This is a genomic window from Gelidibacter sp. (assembly GCF_039916245.1).
In the GTDB taxonomy this organism is placed as follows: domain Bacteria; phylum Bacteroidota; class Bacteroidia; order Flavobacteriales; family Flavobacteriaceae; genus Gelidibacter.
Genome location: NZ_JBDSLS010000227.1, coordinates 1 through 16,050 on the forward strand (window position 1 = coordinate 1; position 16,050 = coordinate 16,050).

The 16,050-nt window shown below is 36.4% G+C and carries 22 protein-coding genes; 17 read left to right on the plus strand and 5 right to left on the minus strand.

Translation table 11 applies throughout. From position 1 onward, the window contains the following. The 10 genes from hisG to ABIQ28_RS12090 form a co-directional block, all read left to right on the plus strand. Positions 1 to 722: ATP phosphoribosyltransferase (gene hisG, locus ABIQ28_RS12045; RefSeq protein WP_348037632.1), on the plus strand; the 722-nt coding region annotated here is incomplete at its 5' end. A 37-nt stretch (positions 723 to 759) separates the two neighbouring features. Next, positions 760 to 2,043: a histidinol dehydrogenase gene (gene hisD / locus ABIQ28_RS12050; RefSeq protein ID WP_348037634.1), complete on the plus strand. Its 1,284-nt coding sequence runs from the start codon at positions 760 to 762 to the stop codon at positions 2,041 to 2,043. Continuing rightward, positions 2,043 to 3,080 (plus strand): histidinol-phosphate transaminase, encoded by a 1,038-nt coding sequence (hisC, locus tag ABIQ28_RS12055; protein WP_348037636.1) that lies wholly within the window; start codon positions 2,043 to 2,045, stop codon positions 3,078 to 3,080. Before hisD ends, hisC begins: the two co-directional genes overlap by 1 nt. Before the next feature lie 12 nt (positions 3,081 to 3,092). After that, a complete protein-coding gene (hisB, locus tag ABIQ28_RS12060; RefSeq protein WP_348037638.1) occupies positions 3,093 to 4,217 on the plus strand; it encodes a bifunctional histidinol-phosphatase/imidazoleglycerol-phosphate dehydratase HisB in 1,125 nt (374 codons plus the stop codon). A gap of 58 nt (positions 4,218 to 4,275) precedes the next feature. After that, on the plus strand, positions 4,276 to 4,863 hold the full coding sequence (gene hisH, locus ABIQ28_RS12065; RefSeq protein WP_348037640.1) for an imidazole glycerol phosphate synthase subunit HisH: 588 nt from the start codon (positions 4,276 to 4,278) through the stop codon (positions 4,861 to 4,863). 157 nt (positions 4,864 to 5,020) lie between these two features. After that, entirely contained in the window at positions 5,021 to 5,380 is a 360-nt protein-coding gene (locus ABIQ28_RS12070; RefSeq protein WP_348037642.1) for a four helix bundle protein, read from the plus strand. A gap of 65 nt (positions 5,381 to 5,445) precedes the next feature. Next, a complete protein-coding gene (gene hisA, locus ABIQ28_RS12075) occupies positions 5,446 to 6,180 on the plus strand; it encodes a 1-(5-phosphoribosyl)-5-[(5-phosphoribosylamino)methylideneamino]imidazole-4-carboxamide isomerase (protein ID WP_348037644.1) in 735 nt (244 codons plus the stop codon). A 36-nt stretch (positions 6,181 to 6,216) separates the two neighbouring features. Beyond that, positions 6,217 to 6,972, plus strand: a complete 756-nt coding sequence (hisF, locus tag ABIQ28_RS12080) for an imidazole glycerol phosphate synthase subunit HisF (RefSeq protein WP_348037646.1) — start codon at positions 6,217 to 6,219, stop codon at positions 6,970 to 6,972. Between the two features lie 94 nt (positions 6,973 to 7,066). Then, positions 7,067 to 7,663, plus strand: coding sequence for a bifunctional phosphoribosyl-AMP cyclohydrolase/phosphoribosyl-ATP diphosphatase HisIE (hisIE, locus tag ABIQ28_RS12085; RefSeq protein ID WP_348037648.1), 597 nt, complete (start codon positions 7,067 to 7,069; stop codon positions 7,661 to 7,663). A 134-nt stretch (positions 7,664 to 7,797) separates the two neighbouring features. After that, on the plus strand, positions 7,798 to 8,589 hold the full coding sequence (locus tag ABIQ28_RS12090; RefSeq protein WP_348037649.1) for a tRNA pseudouridine(38-40) synthase TruA: 792 nt from the start codon (positions 7,798 to 7,800) through the stop codon (positions 8,587 to 8,589). A gap of 20 nt (positions 8,590 to 8,609) precedes the next feature. Here ABIQ28_RS12090 and ABIQ28_RS12095 read toward each other — a convergent pair whose 3' ends face one another. Next, positions 8,610 to 9,029, minus strand: a complete 420-nt coding sequence (locus ABIQ28_RS12095; protein ID WP_348037651.1) for a hypothetical protein — start codon at positions 9,027 to 9,029, stop codon at positions 8,610 to 8,612. Positions 9,030 to 9,122: 93 nt separating this feature from the next. Then, positions 9,123 to 9,350 carry a hypothetical protein gene (locus ABIQ28_RS12100; protein ID WP_348037653.1) on the minus strand — a complete coding sequence of 76 codons (228 nt, stop codon included), beginning with the start codon at positions 9,348 to 9,350 and terminating at the stop codon, positions 9,123 to 9,125. Positions 9,351 to 9,555: 205 nt separating this feature from the next. On the opposite strand from ABIQ28_RS12100, the gene corA reads away from it, so the two are divergent. From corA to ABIQ28_RS12115, 3 genes are all read left to right on the plus strand, one after another. Beyond that, on the plus strand, positions 9,556 to 10,623 hold the full coding sequence (gene corA / locus ABIQ28_RS12105; protein WP_348037655.1) for a magnesium/cobalt transporter CorA: 1,068 nt from the start codon (positions 9,556 to 9,558) through the stop codon (positions 10,621 to 10,623). A gap of 117 nt (positions 10,624 to 10,740) precedes the next feature. Next, positions 10,741 to 11,223, plus strand: coding sequence for a DNA starvation/stationary phase protection protein (locus ABIQ28_RS12110; protein ID WP_348037657.1), 483 nt, complete (start codon positions 10,741 to 10,743; stop codon positions 11,221 to 11,223). Between the two features lie 101 nt (positions 11,224 to 11,324). After that, positions 11,325 to 12,014 carry a DUF2461 domain-containing protein gene (locus tag ABIQ28_RS12115; protein ID WP_348037674.1) on the plus strand — a complete coding sequence of 230 codons (690 nt, stop codon included), beginning with the start codon at positions 11,325 to 11,327 and terminating at the stop codon, positions 12,012 to 12,014. On the opposite strand, the gene ABIQ28_RS12120 is transcribed toward ABIQ28_RS12115, so the two are convergent. Both ABIQ28_RS12120 and ABIQ28_RS12125 read right to left on the minus strand, forming a co-directional pair. Then, positions 12,007 to 12,453 (minus strand): transcription elongation factor, encoded by a 447-nt coding sequence (locus ABIQ28_RS12120; protein WP_348037659.1) that lies wholly within the window; start codon positions 12,451 to 12,453, stop codon positions 12,007 to 12,009. The genes ABIQ28_RS12115 and ABIQ28_RS12120 overlap by 8 nt on opposite strands. Beyond that, positions 12,450 to 12,863, minus strand: coding sequence for a glyoxalase (locus ABIQ28_RS12125; protein ID WP_348037664.1), 414 nt, complete (start codon positions 12,861 to 12,863; stop codon positions 12,450 to 12,452). The genes ABIQ28_RS12120 and ABIQ28_RS12125 overlap by 4 nt, the downstream gene beginning before the upstream one ends. Before the next feature lie 183 nt (positions 12,864 to 13,046). On the opposite strand from ABIQ28_RS12125, the gene ABIQ28_RS12130 reads away from it, so the two are divergent. From ABIQ28_RS12130 to ABIQ28_RS12145, 4 genes are all read left to right on the plus strand, one after another. Then, a complete protein-coding gene (locus tag ABIQ28_RS12130) occupies positions 13,047 to 13,934 on the plus strand; it encodes a DUF72 domain-containing protein (protein WP_348037666.1) in 888 nt (295 codons plus the stop codon). 25 nt (positions 13,935 to 13,959) lie between these two features. After that, positions 13,960 to 14,346: a hotdog domain-containing protein gene (locus tag ABIQ28_RS12135; RefSeq protein ID WP_348037676.1), complete on the plus strand. Its 387-nt coding sequence runs from the start codon at positions 13,960 to 13,962 to the stop codon at positions 14,344 to 14,346. A 102-nt stretch (positions 14,347 to 14,448) separates the two neighbouring features. Next, positions 14,449 to 14,931 carry a lipocalin family protein gene (locus ABIQ28_RS12140; protein ID WP_348037668.1) on the plus strand — a complete coding sequence of 161 codons (483 nt, stop codon included), beginning with the start codon at positions 14,449 to 14,451 and terminating at the stop codon, positions 14,929 to 14,931. Between the two features lie 10 nt (positions 14,932 to 14,941). After that, positions 14,942 to 15,634 carry an OmpA family protein gene (locus tag ABIQ28_RS12145; protein WP_348037670.1) on the plus strand — a complete coding sequence of 231 codons (693 nt, stop codon included), beginning with the start codon at positions 14,942 to 14,944 and terminating at the stop codon, positions 15,632 to 15,634. A 99-nt stretch (positions 15,635 to 15,733) separates the two neighbouring features. Here ABIQ28_RS12145 and ABIQ28_RS12150 read toward each other — a convergent pair whose 3' ends face one another. Then, positions 15,734 to 15,991, minus strand: coding sequence for a hypothetical protein (locus ABIQ28_RS12150; protein ID WP_348037672.1), 258 nt, complete (start codon positions 15,989 to 15,991; stop codon positions 15,734 to 15,736). Positions 15,992 to 16,050 lie beyond the last annotated feature (59 nt).

Consider the following 16,050-nt stretch of genomic DNA (forward strand, 5'->3'; position numbering starts at 1 on the left):
AAGTGTTTTATCTTCGCAACGGCGATATTCCACAGTATCTAAAAGATGGTGTAGTTGATGCCGCGATTATCGGCGAAAATATCCTAACGGAAAAAGGCGGCAATATTAATGTCATAGAAAAATTAGGTTTTTCAACCTGTAAAGTGTCCATTGCTGTGCCAAGATCTTTTAAATACAAGAATATAACAGATTTGGAAGGAAAGCGTATTGCCACTTCTTATCCTAATACGGTCAAAGATTTTCTGGACAAGAACAACATTAACGCCCAGCTCCACATTATTAATGGATCGGTGGAAATCGCACCAAATATTGGGCTTGCCGATGCTATCGTGGATATCGTCTCAAGTGGAAGCACACTTTTTAAAAATAATCTGAAAGAAGTAGAAGTTTTACTGAGATCTGAAGCTGTTTTGGCAGCATCTCCAATGATTTCAGCAAAAAACGAAGCCATTTTAAAAAAGTTACAATTCAGATTTCAATCGGTTTTAAAAGGACGACAGTCAAAATATGTGCTTCTAAACGCTCCTAACGACAAGCTCGATAAAATTATCAGCGTCCTGCCTGGGATGCGAAGTCCTACAGTGTTACCATTGGCACAAGAGGGTTGGAGTTCCATACATTCCGTCATCAATAAAAATGAATTCTGGGAAGTCATTGACGAGTTAAAAGCCAATGGAGCAGAAGGTATTTTAGTTTGTCCCATTGAAAATATGGTGATTTAATCACATCAATTTCTAAATAAAGCGTTACATCAGAAGTATGAAAATCATAAAAAATCCAAATCGCGCCTCTTGGCCAGAATTAATTAAACGGCCCACCCAATCTTTGGATACGATTGAAGAAACTGTCATTCAAATCTTTGATGATGTCAAAAGACATGGCAATCAGGCGATTCAAAAATACACAGCTCTTTTTGATGGAATTGATGCCGAAGTCACCGAAGTTTCTGCAGATGAAATAACAGCTGCCTCGCAAAATGTTCCCGATGCATTGAAAGCGGCCATTCAAATGGCAAAGCAAAACATTGAGACTTTTCATAAAGCGCAAAAAACAAACCGGATTGAAGTGGAAACGATGCCAGGTGTCAACTGTTGGCAAGAGAAACGCGCTATTGAAAAAATCGGATTGTATATTCCAGGAGGAACTGCACCTTTGTTTTCTACGGTATTGATGCTTGCCGTTCCAGCGAAAATTGCAGGATGTAAAGAAATGGTACTTTGTACGCCGCCTAATAAACAAGGAACTGTTGCGAATGAAATTCTATATGCAGCGCAACTATGTGGTGTGACCAAAATTTACAAAGTTGGCGGTATCCAAGCCATTGCAGCCATGACCTTTGGCACGGAAACGATACCTCAGGTTTATAAAATTTTTGGACCAGGAAATCAATTTGTCACTGTAGCAAAACAATTGGCCACCAAATATGGTGTGGCTATTGATATGCCTGCCGGTCCGAGTGAATTGCTCGTACTTGCCGATGACACAGCAAATCCAGCTTATGTGGCCTCTGATTTACTTAGTCAGGCAGAACATGGCGCGGACAGTCAAGTGATTTTGGTCTCCAATTCAGAAGCTTTTATTGCAGCAGTAGAAACGGAAATAGAACAACAATTAGACGTTTTGCCAAGAAAAATCATGACCAAGAAAGCTATTGACAATTCAAAGTTGATCTTGATTAAAGACGATCAAGAAGCACTGGATTTTATCAATGCCTACGGACCTGAACACTTTATTGTATGCTCAAAAAATGAAGCGCTATTTATCGACGGGATTAGCAATGCCGGATCGGTGTTTATTGGCGATTACACACCTGAAAGTGCAGGCGATTACGCTTCTGGAACCAACCACACCTTGCCAACCAACGGATTTAGTAAAGCCTATTCTGGAGTGAATTTAGATAGTTTTTTAAAAAGCATCACCTTTCAGAAAATCACAAAACAAGGTCTGCAAAACATAGGTAAAACCATAGAGTTAATGGCAGGGGCAGAGGGCTTGCAGGCTCATAAGAACGCAGTATCCATCCGATTAAAAGACCTAAAATAATGAATATCCAAGATCTCATAAGGCCTACAATAAAAGCCTTAAAACCATATGCTTCGGCACGTGACGAATTTAAAGGCAGTAAAGACAATTTAACCTTTCTTGATGCCAATGAAAACCCGTATGACAATGGCGTCAATCGCTATCCTGATCCGCAACAGGGCGAATTAAAAGTGCTGATTTCTAAAATAAAAAATGTGCCTTCAGAGAATATTCTTTTGGGAAATGGGAGTGATGAAGTGCTGGATTTATTGATCAGAATGTTCTGCGAGCCGAATAAAGACAACCTATTAATTCTTCCGCCAACTTATGGCATGTATGAAGTATTGGCTAATGTCAACGCGGTTGAAGTGCTTAAAATCAATCTGTCATCAGAATCGTTTCAGCCACAAACGACCGCTATTTTAGAGGCTGCAAATGTAAATAGTAAAATTCTGTTTTTATGCTCGCCAAACAATCCGACAGGCAATAGTTTTGAGGCTTTCACCATAGAATTTCTATTAAAAAACTTCAAAGGGATTGTAGTGGTTGATGAAGCCTACATTGATTTTTCGGAAGATGAAAGTTGGTTGTCTAGATTGAATGAGTTTCCAAATCTTGTGGTTACGCAAACCTTGTCCAAAGCTTATGGAATGGCAGGTATTCGTTTGGGGATGTGTTTCGCTTCCACAGAAATTATAGCGACGCTGAACAAAATTAAACCGCCCTACAATATTAATGAATTGACCCAACGGAAGGCAATTGAAGGATTGGAAAAAAAGGCGTTGGTGAATTATCAAATCACCTGTATCATAGAGGAAAGAGACACTTTATTTAAAGCTTTGGAAGATGTTGATTTTATAGAGAAAGTCTATCCATCTGACGCTAATTTTGTGATGGTAAAGGTCGATGATGCCAATAAACGCTATCAACAATTGATTGAAAATGGCATCGTCATTCGCAATAGAACAACCCAGCCCTTGTGCGAGAATTGCTTGCGATTGACCATTGGGACAAAAGAAGAAAACCTAAAACTTATTGAAAATTTTAAAAAACTATAAAGATTAAATTACATGAAAAAAGTATTATTTATAGACCGTGATGGCACCATTATTCTTGAACCAAAAGATTATCAAATTGACAGTTATGAAAAATTGTCATTTTACCCTAAAGTATTTCAGTATTTAGGAAAAATAGCTAATGAATTGGATTACGAAATTGTCATGGTAACCAATCAAGACGGGTTGGGCACGGACTCTTTCCCGGAAGATACCTTTTGGCCGGTTCATAATTTTATGTTAGAAACTTTTCAGTCGGAAGGGATTCATTTTAAGCATGAATTTATAGATCGTACTTTTGATGAGGACAATGCGCCAACGCGTAAGCCAAGGACTGGATTGTTGACGCAATTCTTTTCGGACGAATATGATTTGGAGAATTCGTTTGTTATTGGCGACCGCTTGACGGACGTTGAATTGGCGAAAAACTTAGGTTCAAAAGCTGTTTTTATAAATAACCCAGCGTCTGACTTTATCGATGCCGAACAGGAAGCACTGCAAGATTACATCGCATTAGAAACAAACAATTGGGAACAGATTTATAATTTTCTGAAAGCAGAAGATCGAACATCAACTCTGGAACGAAACACCAATGAAACCAAAATCGCCATCAATCTCAACCTTGACGGCACAGGAAAAAGTAATATTGATACAGGCATTGCTTTTTTTGATCATATGCTCGATCAGATTGCCCGACACGGGCAATTGGATTTGGACATCAAAGTACAAGGGGATTTAGAAGTGGATGAACATCACACCATCGAAGATACAGGCATTGCTTTAGGCGAAGTATTTGCGAAAGCTTTGGGCGATAAGTTAGGGGTAGAACGCTACGGATTCTGTTTGCCAATGGACGACTGTTTAGCGCAAGTGGCCATCGATTTTGGCGGACGAAATTGGTTGGTTTGGCACGCAGAATTTAAACGTGAAATGATTGGCAAAATGCCGACAGAGATGTTCTTTCATTTTTTCAAATCCTTTACAGACGGCGCAAAGTGTAATTTAAACATCAAAGCAGAAGGCGAAAATGAACATCATAAAATTGAAGCCATTTTTAAAGCCTTTGCAAAATCCATCAAAATGGCCATCAAACGTGATTTGGAAAAAATGATTTTACCTTCCACAAAAGGAATGCTATAAAACAAATTACAAGTACCAAATTCCAATGCTTAGATTGGAGCTTTAAAATTGATTTTAAATGAAAATTGTAATCATAGACTACGGTGCAGGAAACACAAAAAGTGTTCAATTTGCCTGCAATCGTTTAGGTTTTAATCCTGTTTTGAGTAATAATATAGAACTTATTCAAGCAGCTGATAAAGTGATTTTCCCAGGTGTTGGACATGCCAATAGTGCTATGGAAATGCTTAAAAATTCGGGATTGGATGAATTAATTCCGACGCTCAAGCAGCCCGTTTTGGGGATTTGTTTAGGAATGCAATTGTTGTGCAATGCCACGGAAGAAGGCAATACAAAAGGTTTGGGTGTTTTTGATGTGGATGTCAAACGTTTTCCTGATACAGTAAAAGTTCCACAAATGGGCTGGAACACGATTTTTAATTTGAAATCAAATTTATTTATGGACATAAAAAACGATGTCTATATGTATCTTGTGCACAGTTATTATGCAGAAATATGTGAGCACACGATCGCGCAAACCAACTATGGCATCGCTTATAGTTCTGCATTGAAAAAAGACAATTTTTACGGTGTCCAGTTTCATCCAGAAAAAAGCAGCACAGAAGGAGCGCAGATATTAGCTAATTTTTTAAAGTTAGATATCTGATATTAGAAATACGAAGTAAAATATTAGAAGTGAAATTTTCAATATTAAAAGTTTAAAGTAGAATTTGAGGAGAGTAAGTGTTTGAATGTTTAATATATAAAGTGTGATATAACATATTATAAGTTAAATGATTGAAGTGTAACACAAAACTAACATTATGAAAAATGAACTTATAGAGAGGACAAAACGCTTTGCTTTAAACTGTTGGCAGTTTTGCTTTAAAGTCCCTAAATCAAGAGAGTTCAACGCGTTTGTTTATCAGCTGATTAAAAGCTCAAGTTCTGTTGGAGCAAATTATCGAGCTTCACAACGAGCAAAATCAACTGCAGATTTTATTAATAAGCTAAAAATTGTTGAAGAAGAAGCAGATGAGAGTGTGTATTGGTTAGAAATTTTTGAAGAAATTCTTCCTGAGCATATTGAAGAAATAAGAAAACTGAAAAAGGAAGGCTCTGAGCTTTTAGCGATAACCGTGGCGTCAATAAATACCGCTAAGAAAAATCAGAACAAACAATAAATGCTATAGAAGTATTATTTACGTGTTATACTTCTAATATTTAATTTTAAACTTTTACCATTAAAATGAGAATCATACCAGCAATAGATATTATAGACGGCAAATGTGTCCGTTTGACAAAAGGAGATTATAACACAAAAAAAATATATAACGAAAATCCGTTAGAGGTCGCCAAGCAATTTGAATCTGCAGGGATTGAATACTTGCATCTCGTCGATTTGGACGGTGCTAAGGCAAAACATATCGTCAATTACAAGGTTTTGGAGCAAATCGCTTCAAAAACAACTTTAAAGATTGATTTTGGCGGCGGACTCAAATCCAACGAAGATCTTCATATTGCGTTCAACTCTGGCGCCAAACAAATAACTGGCGGAAGTATCGCCGTAAATGATCCGAAGACTTTTGAGTCGTGGATTGAAAAATACGGATCAGCAAAAATTATTTTGGGTGCCGATTGCAACAATGGCAAAATTGCCATAAGCGGTTGGCAGGAGGAAAGTACCTTGGAGGTCATTCCGTTCATCAAAAATTATCAACGACAGAAGGTTCAATATGTGGTGTGTACTGATATCGCCAAGGATGGCATGTTGGAAGGACCGTCATTTGATCTCTATCGCAATATTATTGCCGAATGTTCAAACAGCAGTTCCGGTCAATCTATAAAACTGATTGCTTCTGGTGGCATTTCACATATTGACGAATTGCCGAAATTGAAAGAATTGGGCTGTGAAGGCGTCATCATCGGAAAAGCCATTTATGAGAACAGAATTAGTTTACAGGATTTGGAACGCTTTTTCTAAAATATTAATTAAAACCCCTGCGTTGGCAGAAAAAACATGCTTACAAAACGAATTATTCCTTGTTTGGACATAAAAGATGGACGCACTGTAAAAGGTGTCAATTTCGTGAATCTGATTGATGCGGGAGATCCTGTTGAATTGGCAAAACGATACGCGGAAAAAGGGGCAGACGAATTAGTGTTTCTTGACATTTCAGCAACTTTGGAAGGACGAAAAACGACTTTGGAGATGGTCATGAAAGTGGCCGAACAAGTCAATATTCCCTTTACGGTTGGCGGTGGAATTTCATCAATAGAAGATGTGGATGTATTGTTAAAATCGGGAGCCGATAAAGTATCTATTAATTCTTCCGCCATAAAACGACCAGAACTTATCAATGAATTGGCTGATAAATTTGGAAGTCAATGTGTGGTTGTGGCCATCGATGCAAAACAAATTGATGGCGAATGGATCGTTCATTTAGCAGGTGGCAGTATTGCAACAGATTTGAATCTGTTTGCTTGGGCCAAGGAAGTTGAAACGCGTGGTGCTGGCGAAATACTGTTTACTTCCATGGATCATGATGGCACTAAAGATGGTTTTGCGAATGAAGCATTAGCTAAATTATCAACCGCATTGAATATTCCAATAATTGCCTCGGGAGGCGCAGGGACTATTCAGCATTTTGTCGATACCTTCCAAAAAGGAAAATCAGATGCCGCATTGGCTGCAAGTGTATTTCATTTTGGCGAAATTGAAATCAAAGACTTGAAGGAAGCCTTGAAGAAAAATAATATAGAAGTAAGACTATAAAAAAATCCCATAAACTAATACGCATAAATTCGGATGCACATTAGAATTGCATTTAGAAAATCATTCGTGAATTCGTGGTAAAAAAATAAACCATATGAACTTAAAATATAACTCCGACAACCTAATTCCTGCCATCATTCAAGATGCAATTACCAAAAACGTCTTGATGTTAGGCTATATGAATGAAGAAGCTTTTAACAAAACTCAAGAAATCGGAAAAGTGACTTTTTACAGTCGCAGTAAACAACGTTTATGGACTAAAGGCGAAGAAAGCGGGAATTTTCTAAATGTGGTCGACCTAAAAGTAGATTGCGACAATGACAGCTTATTGATTCAAGCACATCCAGAAGGTCCAACCTGTCATAAAGGATCAGATACCTGTTGGAATGAAAATAACATTTCAAACTTCGGATTTCTTTCCAAATTAGAGCAAACCATTGAAGAGCGCCGCACCAATTCAAAACCAGAAGATTCGTATGTAGCGTCGCTTTTTGCAAAAGGGATCAATAAACTGGCTCAAAAAGTGGGCGAGGAAGCTGTTGAAGTGGTTATTGAAGCTAAGGACGATAATGACGACCTGTTTTTAAATGAAAGTGCCGATTTGCTCTTTCATTATTTAATGTTGCTACAAGCCAAAGGATTTAAACTATCCGATATTGAAACTGTTCTTAAGAATCGAGAGAAGAAATAATTGTATTCCTTGTTTCCTGACAGCCTAGCTTCAATTTCAACTTCAATTTGGATTTCAATTTCAACTTAGTATAAATGTGAAGATGCTTTCTGTCAAATTCTTAAATTGATTATATTGTCTATAACTTTGACGCCATGAATCAAAACTTTTTTTACCTCATAAAAATCCAATATTTGGGGTTTCGTTATCATGGTTGGCAAAAGCAGCCGAATCTCAGAACCTTGCATTTGGCAATTGATAAAACTTTAAACTTCGTTTTTGACAAGACTAAAAAATTTAAAACCCTTGCCGTAGGTAGAACCGATGCCATGGTTTCTGCTAATAACACTGCGTTCGAGCTATTCATGGAAGAACCTATTTTGGATTTTGATGCATTTTTGGAGCAGTTTAATTATTATTTGCCACAAGATGTTAGAGCATTGTCCATGCAGGAAGTTGATAAGGGTTTTAATGTCATTCATGACGCCAAGATGAAGGAATATGTGTACGTGTTTGCTCACGGTCAAAAATCGCATCCGTTTTGTGCTTCCCTCATGACCACCTTTAGAGATGCCTTAGATATTGAGTTAATGACCAAAGGCGCCAAACTTTTTGAAGGCACCCATAATTTTAAAGGCTACTGTTCAAATATTTCAGAAAACGGATTGTATACACGAGCGGTCGCCTCATGCAATTTGACAGAAAATGAAATGATCAGTGCAAGTTTCTTTCCGAAGCAATCGTATTTGCTAACGGTCAGGGGAGAAGGTTTTGGTTATAATCAAATTAGGACGATGATGGGAACTCTCGTTAAATTAGGTAAAAACCAAATTACCTTAGATTATATTGTTGAAAGCCTCCAGCCAGAAAGTACAGAAGTGATGAATTATATTGCACCTGCTTCTGGATTGATTTTAAATACGGTGGAATTTGAGTCCGTAGAATAACTTTAGCTTTAAGAAAAGCATCAATTCAGCCACTCTCTTCCTATTGCCAGCCTTGAAAACCAAACAAGGAAAACACAAATGACTAGAGCGCTCAAACTTAAAAAAATATCTCTCGGATTTACTACCGTCAACACATAAAACTGTTGAATCCCTGTAGAAATGAGAGCGATGATGAAAACATAGTATGCCCAACGTTTACGAAATAATAAGAAAATAGCGCCCAACAATCCTGCAAACACAGCAATGGCAAATGCAGAAATATACCACGCTGGAAAATCATCTGCTAAGATTTGATCAGCGTCAGAAAGTTCATTAAATTGCCCTGAGTTTGAATAATCCTGCAGGACATAGCTGTAAACAGCAAATATATTCCAAACCAATGCAGTAAGGCCAGTGACCCAAAAATAAACTGGAGGATTATTTGAAGAAGAAAAATTCATAAATCATTGGTTTTTAATTAAAAACACAACAATTTATGAATTTTTTATTTAGAAGTAGTAATATTTTTTAAGAAGGTTGATGAAAAGGAGGTTTTATTCTTCTTCGACCACATGAAGTATAGGGTTTTTATTTACCCATTTTCCGTTTTTAGATTCACCCAAAATGATCACTTCCTTTGTCAATTCATACTCTTTAATAGTACGCATCATGTGTTCCTTAGTGTCTCTATGGATTTTAATTCCAGTAGTTTTTCCTTTATTTCTTATTTCTATATAGAAGCCGTCTCTAAATTTGATCGGTCTTGTAGGTGGTCTTCCCATTTTAATTAACTGTTTGTAAAAAATTAACTTGCATATTAGACAAAATAATATCAAAAAGCAAGCCTAAATTCAATTATTCAAATATAAATGATTTTTAAGTCTGGCAGCGCTTAAATCGATAGTAATTTTATATTCATAAATTGAGCTATACTATAAGGAAAAGTTTTTCTACTTTTAAACCCATCTTGACCACTCGCATTCACAAATGAAATCTAAAAAGAAAAAAAAATCTTACCAAACTGTTAACCGTTCCCCCGGTTCAGTTTACTATAGAGGTAAAAAGCAAAATGCCGTAACTGCTATTGATATTATTAATTATAACAAAGAGGCTTACACTACCATAGAAACTCAAAATGTAGAGGAAGCTTTACATTTTAAGGGCACTCAGCATGTCACCTGGATTAATATCAACGGACTGAATAATACTTCAGAAATTGAGAAATTAGGCAATAATTATGGTTTACATCCTTTGACTTTAGAGGATATTGTAAATACCACGCACCGTCCTAAAATCGATGAATTTGAGGATTATTTGTTTGTTATTCTAAAGATGCTCTATTTAAAAAATGAAGAGCTTGTTTATGAACAAGTCAGTATGGTTGTGGGAGAAGATTATCTATTGACTTTTCAGGAAGCTGATGGCGATGTTTTTAATGATTTGAGAGCGCGTATTTATTCTGGAAAAGGTCGCGTACGTAGTTTGGGACCTGATTACTTGATGTATGCCATTATTGATGCTGTAGTCGATCACTATATAACCGTTATTGAGGCCTTCGGAGATAAAATTGAAGACATTGAAGACCGGGTTTTTGAGGGTAATTCTGATAATAACGAAACAGCGACAACCATCCAAAGTCTAAAACGTGAAGTCTTGAAGATTAGACGCTCAGTATTTCCATTACGGGAGGTTATTAGCCATCTTGATAAAATGGAACATCATATTATTGACGAAAAAACACACAATTTTTTAAGGGATTTATACGATCATATCGTACAGGTCAATGAAAGTATTGAAATGTATCGGGAAATGGTTTGGGGTTTGTTGGATATGTATATGAGCATCATCAGCAATAAAATGAATGAAGTCATGAAACTGCTGACCATTATTGCCACGGTTTTTATACCCTTAACCTTCATTGCCGGGATTTATGGGATGAATTTTGACAACATGCCAGAATTACATTATAAACACAGTTATTTCATCCTTATGGGTATCATGGTTTTCATCTTTTTGATGATGTTAATTTATTTTAAAAGAAAGAAATGGCTTTAACATGATTTACGTTAATAAAATTTAAATCACGTTAAAATCTGTTAACCAGATCCTAAGCTTTTTAATTTAAACGTATATTAAAAGGATATCAGTGAAGAATTCTTAAAATATACGACCATGAGCTACTTAAATATTAAAGACGAAAAACTACTTCCAATAGTTATTGAACTCAATACACTATTGGCTGATTATCATATTTATTATCAAAAACTAAGAAATTTCCATTGGAATATATTGGGGAAAAACTTTTTTGACCTTCATGTTAAATTTGAAGACCTTTATAACGATGCGCGTGTCAAAATTGATGACATTGCCGAACGCATTCTAACGTTGCGCTTTCATCCAATGAGCAATTTGGAAGATTGTCTAAAGATATCCTCTCTTAAGGAAGTTTCTCCAATGCAATCGGACATTGAGATGATTACGGAGCTTTTAAATGACCATAAAATCATTCTAAGACAATTGTCAAAAGTTATCGAAAAGGCCGTTGCCGCCAAAGATGAAGGCACCAATGATTTAATGGGGTCATACATCAGAGATTTAGAAAAATCGAGCTGGATGCTCGATGCTTGGACTAAACGAACCTCCGGACGTTATTAGAAGTCGAAACTCTTTTTAAGTGCATTTCATCGCCTTATCCTTCCTAATGATATACGCGAGTCTGCTGAGCTTTTTTGTACCTTTAAAACTTGAAAAAACACATGAATATGCCCGAAACAAATGCATTCTCCAATGACTTATTGGAATTTCTCAAACTGCTGAAAGAAAATAATGATAGAGATTGGTTCAACGACCATAAAAGTGAATTTAAAGAACTTGAAGCGGAGGCTAAAAAGTGCTTCAACACGGTGTTTGATGCTTTGAAAGTGCATGATGATGTGGATCGCGTAAAGATGTTTCGAATATATAGAGACGTCCGCTTTTCAAAAAACAAAGCGCCTTATAAAACTCATTTTAGTGGCTCTTTCAGCAGAAGGAAACCCGAGTTGAGAGGTGGTTATTATTTGCACATCCAGCCCAATAATGAATCGTTCATTGCGGTTGGATTTTGGGATCCTTCCAAAGACGATTTATTGAGAATCAGAAAAGAATTTGAAATGTATGATGATGAGATTCGTTCCATCATTAATGAGAAAAAATTCAAAACCATTTGGGGCGAATTTGCGGGTGATGAGTTAAAAACAGCACCAAAAGGCTTTGATAAGGAACACAAAGCCATTGATTTAATCCGCAAAAAGCAGTTTGTATTTACGAGAAAGTATTCCGATCAACAAGTAGCCTTGCCAGGTTTTTTAGAAGAGGTCAACACATCGTTTAAAGCGGTCAGGCCTTATTTTAATTATATGAGCAGCGTATTGACGACCAATATTAATGGCGAACCGCTTATATAACTTCGGTAATGGTAAAGGTGTTGCCGTTAAACTCCACCTGATCTCCTTTGGATTTGTTTTTAAGAAGCAAGCCAATCGGAGAGCCTAATGAAATGGCAAAAACACTCATCTCATCGAGGTCAATCTTCCCAGCACTAATAGAGATGAAAAAGTTATTTGAGGTTGTTTTTACCAAACTCCCCAATACTATGGTTTCAGAAACCATTTTCGGACTGATTGCTTTTAAGCTATCCAACATTTTTTGGGCATCTGTGAGATGTTGCGAGTTTTTCTCTAGATCATTAAAGAGTTTTCCATTTCCAGAATCGTCATCATCATCGCCGCTTTTGTCATTGCTTTCAATGGATTCTTTAATGGTTTCGATTTCATTTTTATAGTTGGCAATGCGCTTATTGGCGTAGTCATAACAAGCTTGCAAAACATCACTTTTTATTTTCATATAACTTTTGCCATGTGTGGCTCAAATAGTTGGATATGACTAATAAAACGTTCTCTCACCAGATTCATCATGCGCTTGTTTAAGGCCGATAAATATTCAATATAAATAACGTACTCCTCAACGGTAAATTGACCAATGATCATTCCTTTAATTGAGTTTCTGAACTTCATATCCTTATGGATAACGTTTTCTATATAGTCCAATTGTTTCGGCAAAGATAGCCCATAAAAGACATTTTTATGCTTTGCAATATAATTTTTAAAAACTTCAATCAGAAGGTCATTTTGAAGCATCAATATGGGACGTAAAGTGGTGTTTTGAAAACGCTCTTCACTACTCATGGCATCGTATATTCTTGCGTTAGAGAGTGCAGGTCTGATGCGAAGCAAAACATGGGTTCTAGTTTTCATAGCGTCATATTTTCTTAAAATTAAGCATAATGAATTTCTTATAAGGCAATCCGAAGAGATGTTGTTAACTTTTTTATCAACAAATGCGTTTTGTTGATGTCTTTATCGAAGGTTTGAATTCTTTTATAAATGAATTTTGATGGGATTGAAGTACCTTTGATTTCAAGTTCAAAACTTAAGATTATGAAATTTGGAAGTGTTGATAATCCTCAGGAAATCGACTTTACGCTACCGCTTGACCATCAGGATACTGCAGGTGTTTTGAGTCATTATAAAAACAACAATCAAATAGAAGTTTACGTCGGTTGCGCCAAATGGAGCAAGGCTGATTTAAAAGGCTTTTATCCAAAGGGAACTAAAGATGAATTGACTTATTATTCCCAACAGTTTAATGCCATAGAACTCAATGCTACTTTTTACCGTATTTTTTCGCCAGATACATTTAATACTTGGTATGAAAAAACACCTCCTGGATTCAAGTTTTTCCCGAAACTATTTCAGGAAATTAGTCATTGGAAACGGTTGCATGCGGTGGAAAAGGTAGTGGATGATTACCTGAACAATGCCGTTCAGCTCAAAGAAAAATTAGGAACGATATTCCTGCAAATGCACATTAATTTTGCGCCCAAGGATTTGGATAAAGTGGAAGCTTTCGTAAAAGCATGGCCAATAGATATCCCACTCGCCATTGAGTTTCGCCATACGGATTGGTATAATGATATGGTTATAGCGGAAAGGTTATATGATTTATTGGAATCCCATAACATTTCAAACGTCATTGTGGATACCGCTGGAAGACGGGATTTAATGCACGTGCGCTTAACCAATGGTACTGGATTTATAAGATTTGTTGGCGCTAACCATGAGAGCGATTATAACAGATTAGACCAATGGGTCGAGCGTCTTAAAGAATGGCAGCAACAAGGAATTAAGGAAATTAATTTCTTTGTGCATCAAAATATTGAAATGGAATCACCACTATTGGCGTCCTATTTTATAAAAAAACTAAATGCGGAATTGAAAACGGATTTGAAAATTCCGAACAAAGATTACGCTCCTGAATTATTTTAACCAACTTAAAAAAACAAAATTTATGATGAGATTTCATACCCGAAAATGGGTGAAACCGGAAGATTTAAATCCAAACGGAACATTATTTGGAGGCCGACTTTTAGCTTGGATCGACGAAGAAGCGGCTTTATATACTGTAATACAAGTCGAAAACTCAAAGATTGTTACCAAATATATTTCTGAAATCAACTTTATGAGCTCAGCCAAACAAGGTGACATTATTGAAATAGGAATGGAAGTTGTCAAGTTTGGACACACCTCATTGATTCTCAAGTGTGAAGCACGAAATATGATGACTCGAGAGACTATTCTAACGGTGGATAATATTATTATGGTCAATTTAGGAGAGGACGGAAAGCCCGCAGCACATGGAAAAACAACCATTGAGTATGTTAAAGATAGACTAAAATAATAACTTTTAATTTATAATTTCTTACAAATTATGGGAAACCGTTAACAACCATTCTGTAGTAAGAATCGTATCTTTGTATAAACCAATTTAACACTTATCACAATGAAAAAATTAGGAATAATACTACTTATAGCCACGCTATTTGTATCCTGCTCACTCTCAAAGGTTGAAAAATCTGCAAGAAAAACAGTTGACGGCAATTGGGTACTCAATTCTGTAACTTATGACGCACAAGGGAAATTTAACACACAATTATTTAATGATGCCACAGCATCCTGTTTTACAGATAGCCAATGGTTTTTTAGGTCCAATAACAGCACCGGCACCTATAATATTACAAATTCTGACTGTTCAACTGGCGTAAGAAACTTTAGATGGGCGGCAAATGAAATGGGTAAAAATTCAGGTAATTTTGATTTTACCATGAAATTTACGGATGCAAAGAAAAAGGATCTCGATAAAAATACAGGATTCCGAATGAATTTGAGATACTTGAATGATAACACCATGCAAATCACCCAAACTATTCAATTTGAAGGCAAACCCTTTAATATCAACTTAAACTTTACAAGAACAACTTTATAAAACTTGAATTATGAAAAACACGATAAAAACAATAGCTCTATTATTTATGGTATGTGCATTAGTGAGTTGCGATGCCACAAGAAATGCTAACAACAAACAAAAAGGAACCGTTATCGGTGCTGGTGGTGGCGCCGTAATCGGTGGCATTATAGGCAATAACGTTGGAAGTAAAAATAATTCAGCCTTAGGCGCTATTATTGGAGCTGTTGTAGGTGGAGTTGCTGGTAATTATATTGGCGACCGCATGGACAGACAGGCTGAACGTATTGAGGAAGTAATCCCAGGAGCCCAAGTGGAGCGTGTTGGAGAAGGAATAAATGTTGTTTTTGATGAAAGTAGTGGGGTGTACTTTGCTACCAATAAATACAATATCAACAGTGCATCTGCTTCAACGCTAGCTAAATTAGCAGGTATTTTTAAAGAATATCCAGATACTAATATCTTAGTGGAAGGTCATACAGATAGTACAGGTCCAGCTGATTTTAACATGACACTTTCTAAACAACGTGCGCAAGCAGTAACGTCTTATTTATCTGGGCAGGGCATTTCATCTGGTCGTTTTACCACCAACTGGTACGGCCCAAATCAGCCTAAATATGATAACTCAACCGTTGAAGGAAGAGCAAAAAATAGACGTGTGGAGTTAGCTATTATTGCTAATGACCAAATGAAAAAAGAAGCAAAGGAAAAAGCAGGTAATTAATAACTTGCTATTTCAAGATAATTTCGGCAGTCTTATTTATAAAAATAAGGCTGCTTTTTTTTATGACTTAATTTTTGGAAGCGTCAAAAATGGTTGGTGTCAATTCAAAAAGTTCCAAATAAAATAGCTAATGGACGAAAGGACATGATCAAAGAAATCAGACATGATATATTCATAATTCACCCAACGTTTATCGCTGCTGAAAGCATAGATATCCAATGGAATGAATTGTGTAGTTTGTACCAATTGTCGGCCCATAATCGTGATGTCTTTATTAATGCCCGAATGCCCCCCAATATAAGTTTGGATATACTTTCTAAAAACACCTAAGTTAGTCAGGTTACGTCCGATTATCAAGATCCTTTTATCAATATTGTTAGCCGTATTATAAGCTTTGGTTCTTGTTGTTTACCCTC